22 protein-coding genes and 1 tRNA gene are annotated in these 17,196 nt (G+C 43.2%); 17 read left to right on the top strand and 6 right to left on the bottom strand.

The genetic code is table 11. The features are described 5' to 3' along the window. Positions 1 to 59 precede the first annotated feature (59 nt). From ACM2FC_RS19790 to ACM2FC_RS19770, 5 genes are all read left to right on the top strand, one after another. On the top strand, positions 60 to 272 hold the full coding sequence (locus ACM2FC_RS19790; RefSeq protein ID WP_498482754.1) for a helix-turn-helix transcriptional regulator: 213 nt from the start codon (positions 60 to 62) through the stop codon (positions 270 to 272). Continuing rightward, positions 272 to 685 carry a hypothetical protein gene (locus ACM2FC_RS19785; RefSeq protein WP_498482753.1) on the top strand — a complete coding sequence of 138 codons (414 nt, stop codon included), beginning with the start codon at positions 272 to 274 and terminating at the stop codon, positions 683 to 685. Before ACM2FC_RS19790 ends, ACM2FC_RS19785 begins: the two co-directional genes overlap by 1 nt. A 287-nt stretch (positions 686 to 972) precedes the next feature. After that, complete coding sequence (locus ACM2FC_RS19780) at positions 973 to 1,554, top strand: YagK/YfjJ domain-containing protein (protein ID WP_498482752.1); 582 nt, start codon at positions 973 to 975, stop codon at positions 1,552 to 1,554. Then, the gene (locus tag ACM2FC_RS19775) at positions 1,551 to 1,718 is read left to right on the top strand and encodes a hypothetical protein (protein WP_498482751.1); all 168 of its coding nucleotides are present in this window, start codon (positions 1,551 to 1,553) and stop codon (positions 1,716 to 1,718) included. Before ACM2FC_RS19780 ends, ACM2FC_RS19775 begins: the two co-directional genes overlap by 4 nt. A 53-nt stretch (positions 1,719 to 1,771) precedes the next feature. Continuing rightward, positions 1,772 to 2,353 carry a hypothetical protein gene (locus ACM2FC_RS19770; RefSeq protein WP_498482750.1) on the top strand — a complete coding sequence of 194 codons (582 nt, stop codon included), beginning with the start codon at positions 1,772 to 1,774 and terminating at the stop codon, positions 2,351 to 2,353. A gap of 97 nt (positions 2,354 to 2,450) precedes the next feature. On the opposite strand, the gene ACM2FC_RS19765 is transcribed toward ACM2FC_RS19770, so the two are convergent. The 5 genes from ACM2FC_RS19765 to rpsU form a co-directional block, all read right to left on the bottom strand. Next, positions 2,451 to 2,526, bottom strand: a tRNA-Ile gene (locus ACM2FC_RS19765). Positions 2,527 to 2,670: 144 nt separating this feature from the next. Further along, on the bottom strand, positions 2,671 to 4,527 hold the full coding sequence (rpoD, locus tag ACM2FC_RS19760) for an RNA polymerase sigma factor RpoD (RefSeq protein ID WP_498482749.1): 1,857 nt from the start codon (positions 4,525 to 4,527) through the stop codon (positions 2,671 to 2,673). Between the two features lie 98 nt (positions 4,528 to 4,625). Further along, positions 4,626 to 6,383, bottom strand: coding sequence for a DNA primase (dnaG, locus tag ACM2FC_RS19755; protein ID WP_498482748.1), 1,758 nt, complete (start codon positions 6,381 to 6,383; stop codon positions 4,626 to 4,628). A 121-nt stretch (positions 6,384 to 6,504) separates the two neighbouring features. After that, the gene (locus ACM2FC_RS19750; protein WP_498482747.1) at positions 6,505 to 6,948 is read right to left on the bottom strand and encodes a GatB/YqeY domain-containing protein; all 444 of its coding nucleotides are present in this window, start codon (positions 6,946 to 6,948) and stop codon (positions 6,505 to 6,507) included. A 27-nt stretch (positions 6,949 to 6,975) separates the two neighbouring features. Further along, complete coding sequence (gene rpsU / locus ACM2FC_RS19745; RefSeq protein WP_001145625.1) at positions 6,976 to 7,191, bottom strand: 30S ribosomal protein S21; 216 nt, start codon at positions 7,189 to 7,191, stop codon at positions 6,976 to 6,978. 240 nt (positions 7,192 to 7,431) lie between these two features. Between rpsU and tsaD the strand changes: the two genes are divergently transcribed. Next, the gene (tsaD, locus tag ACM2FC_RS19740; protein ID WP_498482746.1) at positions 7,432 to 8,451 is read left to right on the top strand and encodes a tRNA (adenosine(37)-N6)-threonylcarbamoyltransferase complex transferase subunit TsaD; all 1,020 of its coding nucleotides are present in this window, start codon (positions 7,432 to 7,434) and stop codon (positions 8,449 to 8,451) included. Positions 8,452 to 8,493: 42 nt separating this feature from the next. Here the strand turns inward: tsaD and plsY are convergent, their stop codons facing one another. Beyond that, positions 8,494 to 9,099, bottom strand: coding sequence for a glycerol-3-phosphate 1-O-acyltransferase PlsY (gene plsY, locus ACM2FC_RS19735; protein WP_498482745.1), 606 nt, complete (start codon positions 9,097 to 9,099; stop codon positions 8,494 to 8,496). 125 nt (positions 9,100 to 9,224) lie between these two features. Between plsY and folB the strand changes: the two genes are divergently transcribed. The 11 genes from folB to rpoS all read left to right on the top strand — a co-directional run bounded on the left by folB (position 9,225) and on the right by rpoS (position 17,016). Further along, positions 9,225 to 9,578, top strand: a complete 354-nt coding sequence (folB, locus tag ACM2FC_RS19730; RefSeq protein ID WP_498482744.1) for a dihydroneopterin aldolase — start codon at positions 9,225 to 9,227, stop codon at positions 9,576 to 9,578. After that, positions 9,575 to 10,063: a 2-amino-4-hydroxy-6-hydroxymethyldihydropteridine diphosphokinase gene (folK, locus tag ACM2FC_RS19725; RefSeq protein WP_498482743.1), complete on the top strand. Its 489-nt coding sequence runs from the start codon at positions 9,575 to 9,577 to the stop codon at positions 10,061 to 10,063. The genes folB and folK overlap by 4 nt, the downstream gene beginning before the upstream one ends. 15 nt (positions 10,064 to 10,078) lie before the next feature. Then, positions 10,079 to 10,882, top strand: coding sequence for an undecaprenyl-diphosphate phosphatase (locus ACM2FC_RS19720; protein WP_498482742.1), 804 nt, complete (start codon positions 10,079 to 10,081; stop codon positions 10,880 to 10,882). A 157-nt stretch (positions 10,883 to 11,039) separates the two neighbouring features. Then, positions 11,040 to 11,330 carry a cell division protein FtsB gene (gene ftsB, locus ACM2FC_RS19715; RefSeq protein ID WP_498482741.1) on the top strand — a complete coding sequence of 97 codons (291 nt, stop codon included), beginning with the start codon at positions 11,040 to 11,042 and terminating at the stop codon, positions 11,328 to 11,330. Beyond that, positions 11,320 to 12,015 carry a 2-C-methyl-D-erythritol 4-phosphate cytidylyltransferase gene (gene ispD / locus ACM2FC_RS19710; RefSeq protein ID WP_498482740.1) on the top strand — a complete coding sequence of 232 codons (696 nt, stop codon included), beginning with the start codon at positions 11,320 to 11,322 and terminating at the stop codon, positions 12,013 to 12,015. The genes ftsB and ispD overlap by 11 nt, the downstream gene beginning before the upstream one ends. A gap of 13 nt (positions 12,016 to 12,028) precedes the next feature. After that, complete coding sequence (gene ispF, locus ACM2FC_RS19705; RefSeq protein ID WP_498482739.1) at positions 12,029 to 12,505, top strand: 2-C-methyl-D-erythritol 2,4-cyclodiphosphate synthase; 477 nt, start codon at positions 12,029 to 12,031, stop codon at positions 12,503 to 12,505. 61 nt (positions 12,506 to 12,566) lie between these two features. After that, positions 12,567 to 13,610 carry a tRNA pseudouridine(13) synthase TruD gene (truD, locus tag ACM2FC_RS19700; RefSeq protein WP_498482738.1) on the top strand — a complete coding sequence of 348 codons (1,044 nt, stop codon included), beginning with the start codon at positions 12,567 to 12,569 and terminating at the stop codon, positions 13,608 to 13,610. Between the two features lie 44 nt (positions 13,611 to 13,654). Beyond that, positions 13,655 to 14,398 carry a 5'/3'-nucleotidase SurE gene (surE, locus tag ACM2FC_RS19695; RefSeq protein ID WP_498482737.1) on the top strand — a complete coding sequence of 248 codons (744 nt, stop codon included), beginning with the start codon at positions 13,655 to 13,657 and terminating at the stop codon, positions 14,396 to 14,398. Next, positions 14,398 to 15,024 (top strand): protein-L-isoaspartate(D-aspartate) O-methyltransferase, encoded by a 627-nt coding sequence (locus ACM2FC_RS19690; protein ID WP_498482736.1) that lies wholly within the window; start codon positions 14,398 to 14,400, stop codon positions 15,022 to 15,024. Before surE ends, ACM2FC_RS19690 begins: the two co-directional genes overlap by 1 nt. A 22-nt stretch (positions 15,025 to 15,046) precedes the next feature. After that, positions 15,047 to 15,940 (top strand): murein hydrolase activator NlpD, encoded by an 894-nt coding sequence (gene nlpD / locus ACM2FC_RS19685; protein ID WP_498482735.1) that lies wholly within the window; start codon positions 15,047 to 15,049, stop codon positions 15,938 to 15,940. A 77-nt stretch (positions 15,941 to 16,017) separates the two neighbouring features. Then, complete coding sequence (gene rpoS, locus ACM2FC_RS19680) at positions 16,018 to 17,016, top strand: RNA polymerase sigma factor RpoS (RefSeq protein WP_498482734.1); 999 nt, start codon at positions 16,018 to 16,020, stop codon at positions 17,014 to 17,016. Positions 17,017 to 17,196 lie beyond the last annotated feature (180 nt).

Here is a 17,196-nt window from a genome sequence, read left to right as displayed (position 1 = left end):
CAGAAAAAGAATCACTTAGTCTATTGCCATACCTGAGACAAATTAAGGAGGTTTAAGGTATGACAAGACTATCATCGGATTCACCTTACCATTTTGACCGTGTGCTAAGCCCTGATGAAGTGGCCTACATAATGGGCAAGTCCAAGAAAACTCTTTGGCGTCTTTGGCGCAAACAAAACGCTTTCCCAAAACCAGTGCTTGTTTCTGGCCGTTGTATTGGGTGGCGTGAAAGTACCATTAATAAATTCTTAGAAAACGGAGAGGTAGCGTGATGCTAGAGAACAATGTACGTAAGACTGAAAAAGAAATTGTTAAAGGTGAGTTGCTAAGTGGTAATCGCTTAAACTGTGATGATGTTTATCGTCGCTTTGGTATTGCACATTTGCACGATCATATTAGTGACTTGAGCAACGACTTTCCAATAGAAAGGAGGCGAATTAAGCGACCTCATCGAGTTACGGAAAAACTAAGGGATATAAAGGAATATTGGCTTAATTCCAAGACTATAAAGGAACTACAAGAGGGAGAGGACAAAGGTGTTAAGCAGCAAGCTACGCAGCGAAAAATCCAATCTAAGCATAAGCGTCTTATCTCGACCATTGATGATTGTCTAAAGTATTGGCCCGCAAAAACAGTCATTCGTATGGTTCAGCTTAGAGCAAAAGAAAAGGCTCAAAGCGTATAACTAAGAGCCTATCCGTTGTGTTTTGCTGGTGGTCATAGTCGCCACAACTCCACCACCAGCAAGATAAGGATATGCCAGAGTAGAACTAAAAGCCACTAGCAAAAATGGTGGCTTTTTATGTGTCTTAAGTTGAGAACTCATTTCTAGGTTTTTGTATAGCGATTTTCTGCTGTGGTCTAAAGCAAAAGAATAACAAGGCTGTGGAGTTATATATCCAGAGAGTGAAAGTGTTCACTAACAAACACGGAACTTAGAAAGGGGGTTTTCATAATATCCTTATAGAGTTTATGAAGTACTTAACCAATTCACCCTACATCAATTTAGATGGTCAAATATGGGCTGTGAATGTAGGTGATAAAAGGCAATACAAAATATGTCCTAAGCACATTAAACAGATAATTCAGCAACTCAATGTGATGTGTTTGAAGTACAGGAGAGCATTTTGTTTGGTGTTTGATTTGCACGTAGAGCACTACAGTGACAACAATCGAATTATTAGCGCATTCCAAAGGAAGTTATTTAAACGGATTAAAGGAAAATATGGTGTCAATGATATTGGCTTTTGTTGGGTAAGAGAAATGGAAACAGCCAAGCACCAGCACTACCACTACGCGCTTTTTCTTGATGGCAAACAAATCTGTTACCCAAACGCTTTACTCGACTTAATTCAAGAAAAGTGGATGTTGGCTGGAGGTGGTCATGTCCATACACCCAAGCACTGTTACTACATGATTGAGAAAAATGACTTTCAAATTAAGCAGCAAGTTATTTATCGGCTTTCATACCAAGCCAAGGAGCGAGGCAAGGGATACAGGGGGAAGCAGGCAAAAGACTATGGAACATCAAGACTAACAATGAGGCAAGAATGAGCAAGCGAAAAATATTACTTATTTGCGTATGCACTTTAACTATGGGCGCTATTGCTCAGGGAACGATATGGAAGCTATCAAGTATTTTGGCAAGTTATTACGTAAAACAAGCGCATCTGCCACCAGCTCATATCCCTAAGTATTTAGTCAGACAAACAGACTAAAACTGCACTAGTAGTTAAACACTAAGTTAACCAAATTATTTGGGTATGTTTTTATGGCCTATCTAGTAGAAAATCATCGACAGATTCAGATCAATGAAGTACGGCAGTTCCTTAAAGCTAGGCAGGCTTTTAAGAGTACATTCTCACATCGTGGTGAACAAACTCAGGTATTAAATGTTAGTTGGAGGAGTAATAGTTTACTTTTTAGCTGGTTTAGAAAAGGTGAGACTATTACACAATTAACCGACTTAAGCCAAACGACAACAAACTTTGACAGTGTTCGCTTATGGTGGTGTTGTCCAAACTGCCAAAGAAACTGTGGAGCTTTATTTGATTATGGTGGCGCTTGGTGGTGTCGCCAGTGCGGAGATCTTAAATACACAACAGCGAGTGGTAGTAAATCTGAGCGTGTATGGATTGCTGTGAACAAAGTAAAAGATAAATGCGAGTACAACGATTTTTTTGATAGTCGTTTAAGCCTATTACATGACTACAACAAGCCAAAGTGGATGCGTTGGAAAACATGGCAGGTGATGAAGAACAAGCACAATGAGCGCGTTCAGAGAGAGTTGGAACTAATAGCTAAGCGCTACTCAAACATTTTTTCAGATGATTTATTTTCATCCACTTTCTAGTTTAAGCAACTTGCTAACTACACCCATAACTACACCCATATGTAGCAGGCACAAAAAAAGGTTAGTAACCACTATCGGCACTAACCTTTATAGAATATGGTGGCCCCTCGCAGATTTGAACTGCGGACCAATCGATTATGAGTCGACTGCTCTAACCACTGAGCTAAGGGGCCAATCTAGGTGGATGATTATAGGGGATGCGTATGGTGGTGTCTAGGTGTTGAGGGGGCTAATTTCGCTTAGTTTCTGCCCACTTAAACTGTTTGGTTAAAAAAAAAGCAAGCCGAAGCTCGCTTTTTTCAAACAGAGTCTAAAAACTACTCATCCAAGAAGCTGCGCAGAGTTTCTGAGCGGCTAGGGTGGCGTAGTTTTCTTAGTGCTTTCGCTTCGATCTGACGAATACGCTCACGGGTTACGTCGAACTGCTTACCCACTTCTTCTAGAGTGTGGTCAGTATTCATGTCGATACCAAAGCGCATGCGAAGTACTTTGGCTTCACGGGGTGTTAGACCTGCTAGAACGTCTTTTGTTGCGACTTTCAAGCTACCAGAGGTAGCAGAGTCTAGTGGAAGTTCTAGAGTCGTATCCTCGATGAAATCACCTAAGTGCGAATCTTCGTCGTCACCGATTGGTGTTTCCATTGAGATTGGCTCTTTAGCTATTTTTAGCACTTTGCGGATCTTGTCTTCTGGCATTTGCATGCGCTCTGCCAATTCTTCCGGTAGTGGCTCACGCCCCATTTCTTGCAGCATTTGGCGAGAGATGCGGTTAAGCTTGTTGATCGTTTCGATCATGTGTACCGGAATACGGATAGTACGCGCTTGGTCTGCAATCGAGCGAGTGATCGCCTGACGAATCCACCATGTTGCATAAGTCGAGAACTTATAACCACGGCGGTATTCGAACTTATCTACCGCTTTCATCAAGCCGATGTTACCTTCTTGGATAAGATCCAAGAACTGTAGACCACGGTTGGTGTATTTCTTCGCGATAGAGATAACCAAACGTAAGTTCGCTTCAACCATCTCTTTCTTCGCACGGCGAGCTTTTGCTTCACCGATAGACATGCGACGGCTGATGTCTTTGATGCTTTGTACTGTCAAAGACGTTTCTTCTTCGATAGTTTTTAGCTTTTGAACTGAGCGACGAATTTCGTCTTCAAAGCCTTTTAGTTTTTCAACGTAAGGTTTGTCAGAAGCCAACACTTCATCTAACCATGCTTCATCAGACTCATTGCCTGTAAAGATGGCAATAAAAGACTTCTTAGGCATTTTGCTGTATTCAACAGCTTGGCGCATGATCAAACGCTCTTGAGTACGAACGCGATCCATTGAAGTGCGCAGTTCGTTCACTAGGTGATCAAATTGCTTCGGTGTCAAACGGAACTCAGCAAAAACTTCTTGAACTAGCCCTTGCGCTTCTGATGCTTGGCCACTTTCTGTGCCATGCTCATTAACTGCAAGCTGGTAGTCCTGGTAAGAGTTGCGAAGAGCAGTAAACTTCTCCAGAGCTAGCTCTGGATCGATACCTGTATCTTCTTCCTCTTCCTCATCATCTTCGCGATCTTCTTCGTCGACATCTTCTTCATCTTCGTCTTCAAGATCTTGCTCTGAAAGCTCAGAGCCGATGTGAGTTGCTGTCGGTGCAGTTGTCTCATCATCGTTAGGATCAACAAAACCTGAGATAAGATCTGTTAAACGCAGCTCTTCAGTTTGAACTTTGTCAAACTGCTCAAGAATATAAGGGATGGTTCCTGGGTATTCAGCAACGGAATTTTGTACTTGGTTGATGCCATCTTCAATGCGCTTAGCAATGTCGATTTCGCCTTCACGAGTCAGTAGCTCAACTGTACCCATTTCACGCATGTACATGCGGACAGGGTCAGTGGTGCGGCCAATCTCGTTTTCTACACTTGAAAGTGCAGCAGCGGCGGCTTCAGCAGCGTCTTCATCAGTGATGGTATTGTCATCATTCAATGCTAGATCATCGGCATCAGGAGCAGTTTCCACTACTTTGATACCCATGTCGTTAATCATCTGAATAATGTCTTCAACCTGTTCAGAGTCGACGATCTCTGCTGGTAGGTGGTCGTTAACTTCGGCGTAGGTCAGATAGCCCTGTTCCTTGCCTTTTATAACAAGTATTTTGAGCTGTGACTGCGGATTTTGATCCATAGACGGTATCCAACTTCGTATCTGGTGAAGGAATTAGTATGCGAAATGCAAACCACGTATACTAACAAATTTTTTCATTGCTGACTAATCAAACAGGGTTACGCTTTTAAATCAAGCATTAAAGCTTGCAGCTCCCTCTTTTCTTCGGTTGATAAACCGACACTTCTTGCTTTGGCCTGCAGGTTCTCAATTTGTTTCTCGACGCATTGGGCAAGTATGTTGTCCAATGAGTCCAAAAAAATATCTTCTTGATTGTCTTCGTTGAGCGGGATATTCCAACTCGCAAGACGAGACAGAAGGGTCTCATTTTCTGTGTTTCGCCACTGTTCTAGCAGCTGGCCCGTTTTGATATGGGGATGAGTACTACAATATTCAAGCATCTCCATAAACAAACTTAATCCCGGTATGGCTAACTCTTTAATACTTGAGAGGTCGGGTACCATTTCAGCATAGCTCGGATTTTGAATTAGCAAAGCAATTACTTCGCGCATGGGGGTGCGCTTGATTTCTTTTCTAGGATTATGAGTTACTTGCCTTGCGGGCTTTTTTTTCTGCCTAAGCTGATTATCAAATCCAGTCCGTTCATCGAGTATTTTTTCTAATAGTTCTTGGAAATAAGGATCTGGAATTTTATTGATTAAATTCGAAGCCAGAGCCCGAAGTGCAGATTTACCTTCGTTATTCCCCAAGTTAATTTGGTGCAGCTCAATTAAGTTATCGAACAAGTAGCTTGAAAGAGGCGTTGCTTCTTCGACTTGCTGTTCAAACGCTTCACGGCCATGTTGGCGAATATAGCTGTCAGGGTCTTCACCATCTGGCAAAAACAGGAATTTTAATGTGTGTCCACTTTTTAAATAGGTCAGGGCATTTTCTAATGCTCGCCATGCTGCCTCTTTACCTGCACGGTCACCATCGTAACAACAAACAACCGTATTGGTCTGTCTGAACAATACTTGCAGATGGTCACCAGTGGTTGAGGTGCCAAGTGAGGCAACAGAATAATCGACGCCATATTGTGCTAACGCCACGACATCCATATAGCCTTCAACCACTAATATTTGCTCAGGTTCGCGATGAGCTTGCAACACTTCATAAAGGCCGTAAAGCTCTTTGCCTTTATGAAAGATAGGTGTTTCTGGTGAGTTGAGGTATTTGGGTGTGCCGTCACCTAATGTACGTCCACCAAAGCCAATAACTCGCCCACGCCTATCACGAATTGGAAACATCACACGACCACGGAAGCGGTCATAGCGGTTGCCTTTGTCGTTTTCAATCAGCATGCCGCCAGAGACCAACATATCTTGTGTCTCTTGAGTCTGGCCAAAGTTCTTGCGGATTAAGTCCCATTCGTCAGCGATATAACCAATACCAAACTTCTGCACGATTTCGCCAGAAAGCCCACGCTGTTTTAGATAATCGATAGCAGAATGGTTTTGCGACTGTTTAAGCTGTTGTCGGTAGAATTGGCCGATACTGCTCATCAAGTCGTACAGATTTCTTTTCTGTTCGCTGTTGGCGCGTGGTTGATTCGATTGAGGCGCATTTGGGTTGCGCTGTTCTCTTGGTACTTCTGCACCCACTAAGGCAGCGAGCTCTTCGATGGTTTCCACAAAATCAAGACGTTCGTATTCCATCAAGAAATCGATGGCATTACCGTGCACGCCACAACCAAAGCAGTGGTAGAACTGCTTTTCTTGGCTAACACTAAATGAAGGGGTCTTTTCGTTGTGGAAAGGGCAGCAAGCGCCGTAATTTTTTCCTTGTTTTTTAAGTTTTACTCGCGCGTCAATAACGTCGACGATATCAAGACGAGCAAGGAGGTCATCAATAAATTGTCTGGGGATGTGTCCTGCCATAAAACCTAATAAATAAGGAAACTATTTAAACAAGAGAAATTGTCTTTAGTCTGTATAGCCTAGAGACAAACAAACCGCGCGTCCCAAAGGATAGCACGGTTTGCTGAAAATTTACTTGAGCTTAAGCGAGCTTAGAACGAACTAAACCACTGACTTTGCCCATGTCTGCTCGGCCTTGAATCTTTGGCTTAAGCACACCCATGACTTTACCCATGTCTTGCATGCCGGCAGCACCAGAATCAGTAATAGCACTTTCTATCAGTGCTGCGACTTCTTCTTCACTAAGTGGTTGAGGCATAAATTCCTCAAGCACGGCAATTTCTGCAGTTTCGACATCGGCAAGGTCTTGGCGACCAGCTGATTCATATTGAGAGACAGAATCGCGACGTTGTTTAACCATTTTAGTCAGCACAGCAATGATGTCTTCATCACCTAGGGTGATTTTTTCGTCGACTTCACGTTGTTTAATTGCTGATAGGGCTAAACGAATAGTGCCAAGGCGCGGTTTGTCCTTGGCTTTCATCGCTAATTTTTGCTCTTCTTTGAGTTGTTCAATAAGAGCCATAGCTAAATTCCCTTTCGAACCTAGCTATTAGTACAGACGTACACGACGTGCGTTTTCGCGAGCTAGCTTCTTAGCGTGACGCTTTTGAGCTGCTGCTTTAGCGCGTTTACGAACTGTTGTTGGTTTTTCATAGTGCTCGCGACGACGTACTTCAGATAGGATACCTGCTTTTTCGCAAGAGCGCTTGAAACGACGTAGTGCAACGTCGAACGGTTCGTTTTCACGTACTTTAACTACTGGCATATGCCTTTCACCTCAGGGGTTATTCGTTAATGCTGGCATCTTTTGACTCAACTCAAAGGATGTTTCGCTTTGATTGGTCGTTAACCAGCTAGATCAAAAATGGTGCGGAATTTTAATCCGATCTGTGTGGCTTTGTAAAGCCTTTTGTCGATTATAGTCTGTACAAAATTTGTTTGATGGCGAAAGGCGAGGTAAGATTGCGCCAATTTTGAAATTTTGACACTGCTTTCCGAGAAAACTATGCGCATTATCGGCATTGAAACTTCCTGTGATGAAACAGGTATTGCAATTTATGATGACGAAAAGGGATTACTTTCACATCAACTTTATAGCCAAGTGGATCTGCACGTCGATTACGGCGGTGTTGTCCCAGAACTTGCCTCGCGCGATCATGTAAAAAAGACCATACCTCTAATTAAAGCGGCTTTGGCTGATGCCAAGCTCACCTCAAAAGATATTGATGGAGTAGCTTATACAGCAGGTCCTGGCTTAGTCGGAGCTTTGATGGTGGGAGCATCAATTGGGCACAGTCTCGCTTATTCTTGGGGTGTTCCAGCGGTACCTGTCCACCATATGGAAGGGCACTTGCTTGCGCCTATGTTAGAAGAGACGCCCCCACCTTTTCCATTTATTGCTTTGTTAGTCTCTGGTGGGCACACCATGCTGGTGGAAGTGAACGGTATTGGCGATTATGCCATTCTTGGTGAGTCGATAGATGATGCAGCGGGTGAAGCGTTCGATAAGACAGCTAAGTTGATGGGCTTAGATTATCCGGGTGGTCCAATTTTGTCTCGATTGGCAGAAAAAGGCACGCCGGGCAGGTTTAAGTTCCCACGCCCAATGACAGACCGTCCTGGGCTTGATATGAGCTTCTCAGGTTTGAAGACTTTTACTGCCAATACAATCGCTGCCAATGACAGCGATGAGCAGACTCGCGCCGATATCGCTTATGCTTTCCAAGAAGCGGTGTGCGATACGTTAGTGATCAAATGCAAGCGCGCATTAAAGCAGACAGGCATGAAGCGTATAGTGATTGCTGGCGGAGTAAGTGCTAACAAACAGTTACGCAAATCGCTCGAAGCGTTGGCTGAAAATATTGGTGGCGAAGTGTATTACCCACGCACTGAGTTTTGTACAGACAATGGAGCAATGATCGCATACGCAGGAATGCAAAGGTTGAAGAACGGTGAAGTGGCGGATCTGTCTATTCATGTTCGTCCACGTTGGCCTATTGACGAGTTAGAACCGATCAAAAGCTAACGTTTAATAAGCTGATGCTGAAAAAATTGATGGAAACGGTCGCTACTTTGCGGCCGTTTTTTCTTTCTCACCAATTTTAGGTTCGGTACCTTCGTATAATCGACGAATGTTTTGGTGGTGACGCAGCACAATCAGACAACACAGCATAGCAACAGGTAAGGTGAACTCAGGCCTAACCATCCAAGTGTAAAATGGCGTGAGCAACACGGTGATGATGGCAGCGAGAGAGGAATAACGAAATACAACCACAATTGCCAACCAAGTTGCGACGATGAGTCCAGTTAATCCTAGACCAATCGGAGCGACAGAGCCCAAAGCAGTCGCGACGCCTTTGCCACCTTTAAAGTGGAAGAAAATTGGATACATGTGTCCGAGGCAGGCCGCAATGGCAATCACGCCAAGTATGATTGGGTCAACGCCTAAGTAATAGCTTCCCCAAACGGGGATAGTGCCTTTCAACATGTCACTGAGTAAGACCGCAAGGGCTGCTTTTTTGCCACCAATACGCAGTACATTAGTGGCTCCTGGGTTGTGAGAGCCTGAGTCTCTAGGGTCAGGTAATTTTAGTAGGCGGCAAATTAACACCGCGCTCGATATCGAGCCGAGCAGATAAGCAAATATGATTATCGCGAGTGTTAATGGGGTCATGTCTTTCTTATTACCTGAAAATAATGCTCTGGGTCCAACTAGTTGGTATGATATCGCGAATCTCTAAATTTAGTACGATTTTTTTCTCAAACTTCGGCTATGTGCTGTATAGGATGCGATTTACCATGGATAAAGTTTTTATCGAGCAGTTAGAAGCAATCACAACCATTGGCGTTTACGATTGGGAACAGGAAATAAAACAGAAGTTAGTGCTAGATATCGAAATGGCTCACGAAAATCGTCCAGCCGGATTGAGCGATGATGTGGAAGATGCCTTGGATTATGCCAAAGTGAGTGAAGCTATTTTAACTCATATTGAATCTGGGCGTTTTTTGCTAGTAGAAAGAGTCGCGGAGGAAATTGCCGAGCTCATCATGTCCCAGTTTTCGGTGCCATGGATAAAGATTCGTCTCACCAAACCTGGGGCAGTTCCTCAAGCGAAAGGAGTGGGAGTTGTCATTGAGCGAGGTCGCCTATGATTTTAGCCTATGTCGGCGTAGGCTCAAATATAGAACCTTGTAAGCACTCTGAAGTCGCGGTAAATGAATTATCGAAACTTGGAAGTCACTTAAAAGTCTCTACGATTTATGAATGTGACGCGCTTGGGTTTGATGGCCAGCCTTTTTATAACTTTGTCGTCGAGTTGCAAACAAATTTAGCCTTACCTGAATTTAGTCGTCGATTACGTGAAATCGAATTTGACTGGGGACGAAAGGAAAATAGTGCTAAATATCAAGATCGAACACTCGATTTAGATTTGATTTTATTTGGTGAAGAGGTCTCAGAACAGAACCCTCAGATCCCTCGAGTGGATATTTATAAGTATCCATTTGTCATCCAACCTTTGTATGAACTTTGCCCGGACAGAGTCATTCCGTCTGATAGCAAAAGTATTCGCCAAGTCTGGCAAAACTCAAAACAGCTGGATTCACTCAAACCTGTCGAGCGGTGGTTCGACATCTAACAGGCCAAGGAAAGTATGAGTTACATGGAGTCGTTTTTGTTAGCCCTTATTCAAGGGCTAACAGAGTTTTTACCTATCTCTAGTTCTGCACATTTAATTTTGCCTTCTGCAATTTTAGGCTGGGAAGATCAAGGTTTAGCCTTTGATGTCGCTGTTCATGTGGGCACACTTGCGGCAGTGGTGATCTATTTTCGCCGCGAAGTAATCGACCTTCTTAGTGCGTTTTTTGCCTCCATTTTTAAAGGTGATCGCAGTAAAGAAGCGAAACTTGCGTGGATGATAATTATTGCCACAATCCCCGCAGCACTTTTTGGCTTGCTGATGAAAGACGTTATCGAGCTATACCTTCGCAGTGCTTGGGTTATAGCGACTACCACAATCGTATTTGGTTTATTGCTCTGGTGGACTGACAAGCACTCTTCTCTAACGGATGATGAGTACACGGCGGATTGGAAAAAATCTCTCTTTATAGGTGTGTCACAGGCTCTTGCTATGATCCCTGGTACGTCGAGGTCGGGCATCACTATGACAGCGGCGCTTTATTTGGGGTTTACTCGTGAAGCGGCAGCTCGGTTTTCTTTTTTAATGTCGATACCGATTATTTTACTGGCTGGTGGTTATCTTGGGCTCAAGTTGGTCACGAGCGGTCAACCCATTCACGTTGGTTTCCTGTTAACTGGTGTTGTTACTTCTTTTGTTAGTGCTTACGCCTGTATTTATTATTTTCTTGCGCTCATTAATCGTATCGGCATGCTACCTTTTGTTATCTATCGTTTATTGCTTGGAATAGGATTATTTGCTTTTTTATTACTAAGTTAGGCAGATATCCATTACACTAATTGGAGCTGGCAGCTAACGTCAGCCCCAATGTAAAAGCTGATTTAACTTCCATTTAGGAAACCCAACCCCTTATCGAATGACATGTACGATTATGCTATATATGTGTCCTAACAATACCCTCAATAGATATAATTTTATGCGAATCTTTACCTTAGCCTTAGTTGTATTGCTGGGCTGGTTACAATATGAACTGTGGCTTGGTAAGAATGGTATTGCCGACTACAAACTTGTGAGCAGCGAAATTACAGCTCAACAAAAAGTGAACACAACACTCAAAACTCGTAATGAAGAAATGTTTGCCGAAATTGAAGATTTACGTCAGGGCCTAGATGCCATAGAAGAAAGAGCTCGTCACGAGCTGGGCATGGTTAAAGAAGGCGAAACATTTTATCGTGTGACTAATGGAGCAAAATCTTATGGCAACTAAGCGCTCGATTGTTGCCATCGTGCCAGCAGCGGGCGTTGGTAGTCGTATGCAAGCTGATCGCCCTAAACAGTACTTGAGGATTGGCGATAAAACTATTCTTGAACACACAGTCAACAAGCTATTGTCTCACCCTCAAGTCAGCAAGATCGTAATTGCCATTTCCGAACAAGATCCTTATTACGGCAATCTACCTTTAGCTAATCACACAGAAGTTGTCAGAGTGAATGGTGGTGATGAACGAGCTGACTCTGTTCTATCTGCCTTAGAGCATGTGGTAGATAACAACTTAGCAGAGTGGGTTATGGTCCATGACGCCGCGAGGCCGTGTGTGCGCCTATCTGATTTAGACCAATTAATAGAACGAGCGACGGCTCATCCAGTTGGCGGTATAATGGCAGCGCCAGTCCGAGATACAATGAAAAGATCGGGTGGCGATCTGACGATAGAGAATACCGTCGATCGCACTTCTCTTTGGCATGCACTTACCCCACAAATGTTTCGTGCTGAGCAGTTAAGAGGTTCGCTCGAAAATGCTTTGCAAAGTGGTACTGCTATAACCGATGAAGCGTCTGCCATGGAGTGGGCTGGTTTTAAGCCGTTACTCGTTCAAGGGCGAGCGGATAATATCAAAATTACTCAGCCAGAAGATCTTGAGCTAGCCACTTTTTACTTACATAGAGATTGATAGAGGAAGGACGATGATTCGAATTGGCCACGGTTTTGATGTGCACAAATTTGGTGGAGAAGGACCTGTCATTATTGGTGGTGTTTCTATTCCTTATGAACAAGGCTTGATTGCACACTCCGATGGTGATGTTGCTTTGCATGCGCTATGTGATGCTCTGCTAGGAGCAATAGCTGCAGGGGATATTGGCCGTCACTTCCCTGACACTGATGATCGCTGGAAAGGTGCAAATAGTCGCGATCTACTTAGAGAAGTCTATCGACAAGTTAAAGAGCGAGGTTACGTTATTGGTAATCTTGACATCACCATTTTGGCTCAAGCACCCAAGATGGCTCCACATATCCATGCAATGTGTGCGACAATTGCCGCTGATTTAGAAACGGATATTCGAAATGTAAACGTAAAAGCGACAACAACGGAAAAGTTGGGCTTTACGGGGCGAAAAGAAGGCATTGCAACTGAAGCCGTTGTCCTTCTAAATAAGCGCTAACTGTAATTAGCTATGGCCGCAGAACGCTGCCATGGCGCCACTATTTCGACGGAAAACTCACATGTCAGATCTGTTATCTACTTTGGCCTATCTAAATGGTAAACCCACTGCTACAGCTCAAATTAAAGCACAACCAGACCACTTCCAAGTTATTGAACAACTAGGATTCGAATTTGAAGGCCAGGGTGAACACTTAATGGTGAGAATCCGCAAAACAGGTGAAAATACCACGTTTGTTGCCAATGAGTTAGCGAAGGCCTGTGAGGTTAAATCAAAAGACGTGAGCTGGGCTGGCCTCAAGGACCGCCATGCAGTGACTGAGCAGTGGCTCAGTGTTCGCTTACCTAAAGGAGAGGTACCAGACTTTTCTGCCTTTCTTGCAAAGTATCCTTCAATTGAAATACTGGAAACCCAATGGCATAGCAAAAAACTGCGCCCTGGTGATCTTATTGGTAATGATTTTGTTGTTACTCTATCTGAAGTGAGTGATGTTGAATCCATAGAGAAAAGGTTGCAGAAAATAGCCCAACAAGGGGTGCCAAATTATTTTGGCAGTCAACGATTTGGTCGCGATGGTGCAAACTTGGATGAAGCACGCCGTTGGGGAAGAGACAACGTCCGTACGCGGAACGCGAACAAGCGCAGTATGTACTTATCTTCCGCTAGATCTTGGCTGTTCAATCTGATTTTGTCGGAGCGAATAGAAAAACAGTACTTCAATCAGTTTATTATTGGCGATATTGCCCAAATAGATTCTACACTTTCCGAAGTGACTAAGTCGGATATCGAAAGGTTGAACCAATTACTGATAACAGGTGATGCATCAATAACGGCTGCTCTTCCTGGGGACAATGCTTTGCCAACACAGCATCAAGCGCTCGAATTGGAGCAAGAACATCTAGATGCAGAGCCAGACTTGATGGCTTTGATTCGAGGAAATCGGATGAGTCATGATCGAAGAGCTATCGCATTGCATCCGCAAAACTTGCAATGGCAAGTGGAAAAAGACACTGTCACTCTTTCTTTTTCGCTGAACGCTGGCTGCTTTGCTACTTCAATTGTACGTGAGCTCGCATTGACCAGTGAAGCTGAACGTAGCTATTAAATGGCTGAAAAAAGTAGGTTTAATACAATAAAACAGGGAAAACATTGAAAATACTACTAAGTAATGATGATGGTGTACATGCGAAGGGGATTCGAACTCTCGCACAAGAGCTTACTGATATTGCTGAAATCACCATTGTTGCTCCAGATCGAAATCGCAGTGGTGCATCAAATTCGTTGACACTTGAACAGCCCCTTAGAGTTAATCAAATAGAGCCTAACGTTTATTCAGTTCAGGGAACGCCAACTGATTGCGTGCATTTTGCTTTGAATGAGTTAATGAAAGATGACCTGCCTGACCTGTTACTTTCTGGTATTAATCATGGCGCGAATTTTGGAGATGACGTACTTTATTCGGGTACGGTTGCTGCAGCGATGGAAGGGCATTTTTTAGGTGTTCAATCTATAGCTTTCTCTCTAGTTGGTAAAGTGAACTTTGCTACTGCTGCGAAAATTGCTAAGAGGTTAGTTCTGCAACATCAGAGCTTTCCTGTTCCCACCAACCGACTTCTTAATGTCAACATCCCTGATGTGGCAGATGAACACGCACTCGAATTGGAAGTAACTAGACTTGGCGCAAGGCATCACGCCGAGTCTATGATAAAACAGATAGATCCTAGAGGACATGAGATATATTGGTTAGGTCCTCCCGGTAAAGAGCAAGATGCTGGCATTGGTACTGACTTTTATGCCATTGAGCATGGTCGGGTATCTATTACACCTTTGCAAGTTGACTTGACTGCTCATGAATCTCTCTTAACAATGGAACACTGGTTAAAGGAATCTTAATGACAAACCCGCAAGCAGATAGACTGATGGCGCTTTTAGTCTCTAGCGGTATTCGCGATCAACGAGTATTAGACGCGATATACCGTTTGCCACGCGAAAACTTTGTTTCTCAAGCCATGATGCATCAAGCCTACGATAACAACGCACTTCCTATCGGCCAAGGTCAAACAATATCTCAACCGTACATTGTCGCGAAAATGACGGAAATGTTGAACTTATCCTATAACAGTAAAGTCTTAGAAATTGGTACGGGATCTGGCTATCAAACCGCTGTTTTGTCTCAGCTAGTCGCACATGTCTTTTCTATTGAAAGGATAAAGTCTTTACAGTGGGATGCTAAGCGACGTTTAAAAAAACTGGATATTTACAATATTTCAACAAAACACGGAGATGGATGGCAAGGTTGGGAAGCAAAAGCACCATTTGATGCAATTATTGTTACAGCAGCGGCAGAATCAATACCTAATGCGTTATTAGAGCAGCTCAGTAATGGTGGAGTGATGGTGATTCCAGTCGGTGAGAATGAGCAACAACTGCTAAAAATCACTCGAGATGGTGATGAGTTTGCGACTGATATTGTTGAAATGGTTCGATTTGTTCCGCTAGTCGCGGGAGATTTAGCTTAAGTAACATTTGCCTCGAATAAGAATGAGACATTGGCCCAATAAGACAATATTAATTGGACTTTGCAGTGTTTTAGTTGCATGCACTGCGAGAACTCCTGCCCCTGTGTCTGGGCTGCATAAGGATTATGGCTCCATCCCACGCAGCAGTTACCGTGGTAGCTATTATCAAGTAAAAAAGGGAGATACCCTCTATTTCATCTCCTACATTACAGGCAAAGATGTTAAAGATATCATTCGTTATAACAACTTAAAGAAGCCGTATACTATCCATCCAGGTCAAAAACTTGATTTATGGCGCCCAGCTTATGTTCCTCCTTCTTACGGTGGAACAGGTGCTGGAAAAAATACAACTCCTACCAGTGTTGCTGTTTCTAATAGTACGAAAAAAAATCAACAAGTTATTAGTGACAACGTATCAAAAAATCAACAATTGGATGAAAAATACTCAAAAAATAGGCTTGATCAATCAAAAACAAAAGAGTATGTTGAATCTAAAGGTAAACAAAATGTTAAAAAATCTGTAAATGAGACATCGCCACCAAATAAAAAAATATCTAGGTGGTTATGGCCTACTAAAGGGAGAGTGATTAAAACATATTCTGCAGGAGATCATGGCAATAAAGGGATTGATATCGCCGGTAGGCGCGGTCAATCGATTGTCTCTACTGCCGGAGGAACCGTGGTCTATTCGGGTAACGCACTAAGAGGTTATGGCAATCTAGTGATTGTTAAACATAATGATAATTACCTCAGCGCTTACGCCCACAACGATCGGTTGCTCGTACACGAAGGACAAAGTGTAAAAGCAGGCCAAAAAATTGCAACGATGGGCAGCTCAGGAACCAGCAGCGTTCGTTTGCACTTTGAAATTCGCTATCAGGGTAAGTCGGTGAATCCTAATCGCTACTTACCATAAACTTACTTGCCAAGAGTAAAGATGTAGCGACATTAATAAAGTAGTAATGTCTTGCTAGCTCGCCAGGGGGAGGCACTATGAGTATCAGCAACACAGCAACAAAAGTTGAAGAGTTCGAGATCGATCATGAAGCGATGGATTCGTTAGTGAATGAGGACGAGCTTACTACTACCAACACCACCACTACAGAAACTACCGAAGAAGCAAAAGAAGAGTTTGAGGTATCCACGAAGAGTCTGGATGCAACTCAACTTTATCTCGGCGAAATCGGTTTTTCACCACTATTAACAGCTGAAGAAGAAGTACTTTATGCGCGTCGTGCACTTCGTGGGGATGAAGCTGCTCGTAAACGTATGATTGAAAGTAATCTTCGTTTAGTTGTTAAGATTTCGCGTCGTTATAGTAACCGTGGCCTAGCGTTACTTGATTTGGTTGAAGAGGGTAACTTGGGGTTGATCCGCGCTGTTGAGAAATTTGACCCAGAAAGAGGTTTCCGTTTCTCAACCTATGCGACATGGTGGATTCGCCAAACTATTGAGCGTGCATTGATGAATCAAACTCGTACAATTCGTTTGCCAATTCATGTGGTTAAAGAACTAAACATTTACTTACGCACTGCTAGAGAGCTTTCTCAAAAGCTTGACCATGAACCTACGGCTGAAGAAATTGCGTTGCAGTTGGACAAGCCTGTCGATGATGTAAGCAAAATGTTACGTCTTAATGAGAGAGTAAGCTCGGTTGACACACCAATTGGTGGTGACGGTGAAAAAGCACTACTTGATATCATTCCAGATGCAAATAACTCTGATCCAGAGGTTTCGACTCAAGATGACGACATTAAATCATCTCTAATTCATTGGCTTGATGAGCTAAATCCAAAACAGAAAGAAGTGTTAGCTCGCCGTTTTGGTTTGCTTGGATATGAACCATCGACGTTGGAAGAAGTGGGCCGAGAAATTAACTTAACTCGTGAACGTGTTCGTCAAATTCAAGTGGAAGGCCTTCGTCGCTTAAGAGAAATTCTGGTTAAGCAGGGCTTAAACATGGAGAACTTGTTCAGCGTAGAAGATGAGTAGAGCGCTTTAATTGAAATTATTGTTGAGAAAGGACCACTTCATTGAAGTGGTCCTTTTTATCTCTTGCTCAGCAAGAATGATTAAATCATTACTCAAATCGATATTAAATTGTGACAGATAATTAATTAACCTCAGATCTGCATAAGAGTTTCCTTCTCAAGCCGAGTAATGTTGATACTC

The organism is Vibrio sp. A37 (genome assembly GCF_059777565.1).
This window is presented reverse-complemented; position numbering and strand designations above follow the sequence as displayed.

Bases quoted from the DNA above. Each gene is read 5' to 3' on its own strand.
- ACM2FC_RS19790 (WP_498482754.1), top strand. From the start codon at position 60: ATGACAAGACTATCATCGGATTCACCTTACCATTTTGACCGTGTGCTA.
- ACM2FC_RS19785 (WP_498482753.1), top strand. From the start codon at position 272: ATGCTAGAGAACAATGTACGTAAGACTGAAAAAGAAATTGTTAAAGGT.
- ACM2FC_RS19780 (WP_498482752.1), top strand. From the start codon at position 973: ATGAAGTACTTAACCAATTCACCCTACATCAATTTAGATGGTCAAATA.
- ACM2FC_RS19775 (WP_498482751.1), top strand. From the start codon at position 1,551: ATGAGCAAGCGAAAAATATTACTTATTTGCGTATGCACTTTAACTATG.
- ACM2FC_RS19770 (WP_498482750.1), top strand. From the start codon at position 1,772: ATGGCCTATCTAGTAGAAAATCATCGACAGATTCAGATCAATGAAGTA.
- rpoD (WP_498482749.1), bottom strand. From the start codon at position 4,527: ATGGATCAAAATCCGCAGTCACAGCTCAAAATACTTGTTATAAAAGGC.
- dnaG (WP_498482748.1), bottom strand. From the start codon at position 6,383: ATGGCAGGACACATCCCCAGACAATTTATTGATGACCTCCTTGCTCGT.
- ACM2FC_RS19750 (WP_498482747.1), bottom strand. From the start codon at position 6,948: ATGGCTCTTATTGAACAACTCAAAGAAGAGCAAAAATTAGCGATGAAA.
- rpsU (WP_001145625.1), bottom strand. From the start codon at position 7,191: ATGCCAGTAGTTAAAGTACGTGAAAACGAACCGTTCGACGTTGCACTA.
- tsaD (WP_498482746.1), top strand. From the start codon at position 7,432: ATGCGCATTATCGGCATTGAAACTTCCTGTGATGAAACAGGTATTGCA.
- plsY (WP_498482745.1), bottom strand. From the start codon at position 9,099: ATGACCCCATTAACACTCGCGATAATCATATTTGCTTATCTGCTCGGC.
- folB (WP_498482744.1), top strand. From the start codon at position 9,225: ATGGATAAAGTTTTTATCGAGCAGTTAGAAGCAATCACAACCATTGGC.
- folK (WP_498482743.1), top strand. From the start codon at position 9,575: ATGATTTTAGCCTATGTCGGCGTAGGCTCAAATATAGAACCTTGTAAG.
- ACM2FC_RS19720 (WP_498482742.1), top strand. From the start codon at position 10,079: ATGAGTTACATGGAGTCGTTTTTGTTAGCCCTTATTCAAGGGCTAACA.
- ftsB (WP_498482741.1), top strand. From the start codon at position 11,040: ATGCGAATCTTTACCTTAGCCTTAGTTGTATTGCTGGGCTGGTTACAA.
- ispD (WP_498482740.1), top strand. From the start codon at position 11,320: ATGGCAACTAAGCGCTCGATTGTTGCCATCGTGCCAGCAGCGGGCGTT.
- ispF (WP_498482739.1), top strand. From the start codon at position 12,029: ATGATTCGAATTGGCCACGGTTTTGATGTGCACAAATTTGGTGGAGAA.
- truD (WP_498482738.1), top strand. From the start codon at position 12,567: ATGTCAGATCTGTTATCTACTTTGGCCTATCTAAATGGTAAACCCACT.
- ACM2FC_RS19690 (WP_498482736.1), top strand. From the start codon at position 14,398: ATGACAAACCCGCAAGCAGATAGACTGATGGCGCTTTTAGTCTCTAGC.
- nlpD (WP_498482735.1), top strand. From the start codon at position 15,047: ATGAGACATTGGCCCAATAAGACAATATTAATTGGACTTTGCAGTGTT.
- rpoS (WP_498482734.1), top strand. From the start codon at position 16,018: ATGAGTATCAGCAACACAGCAACAAAAGTTGAAGAGTTCGAGATCGAT.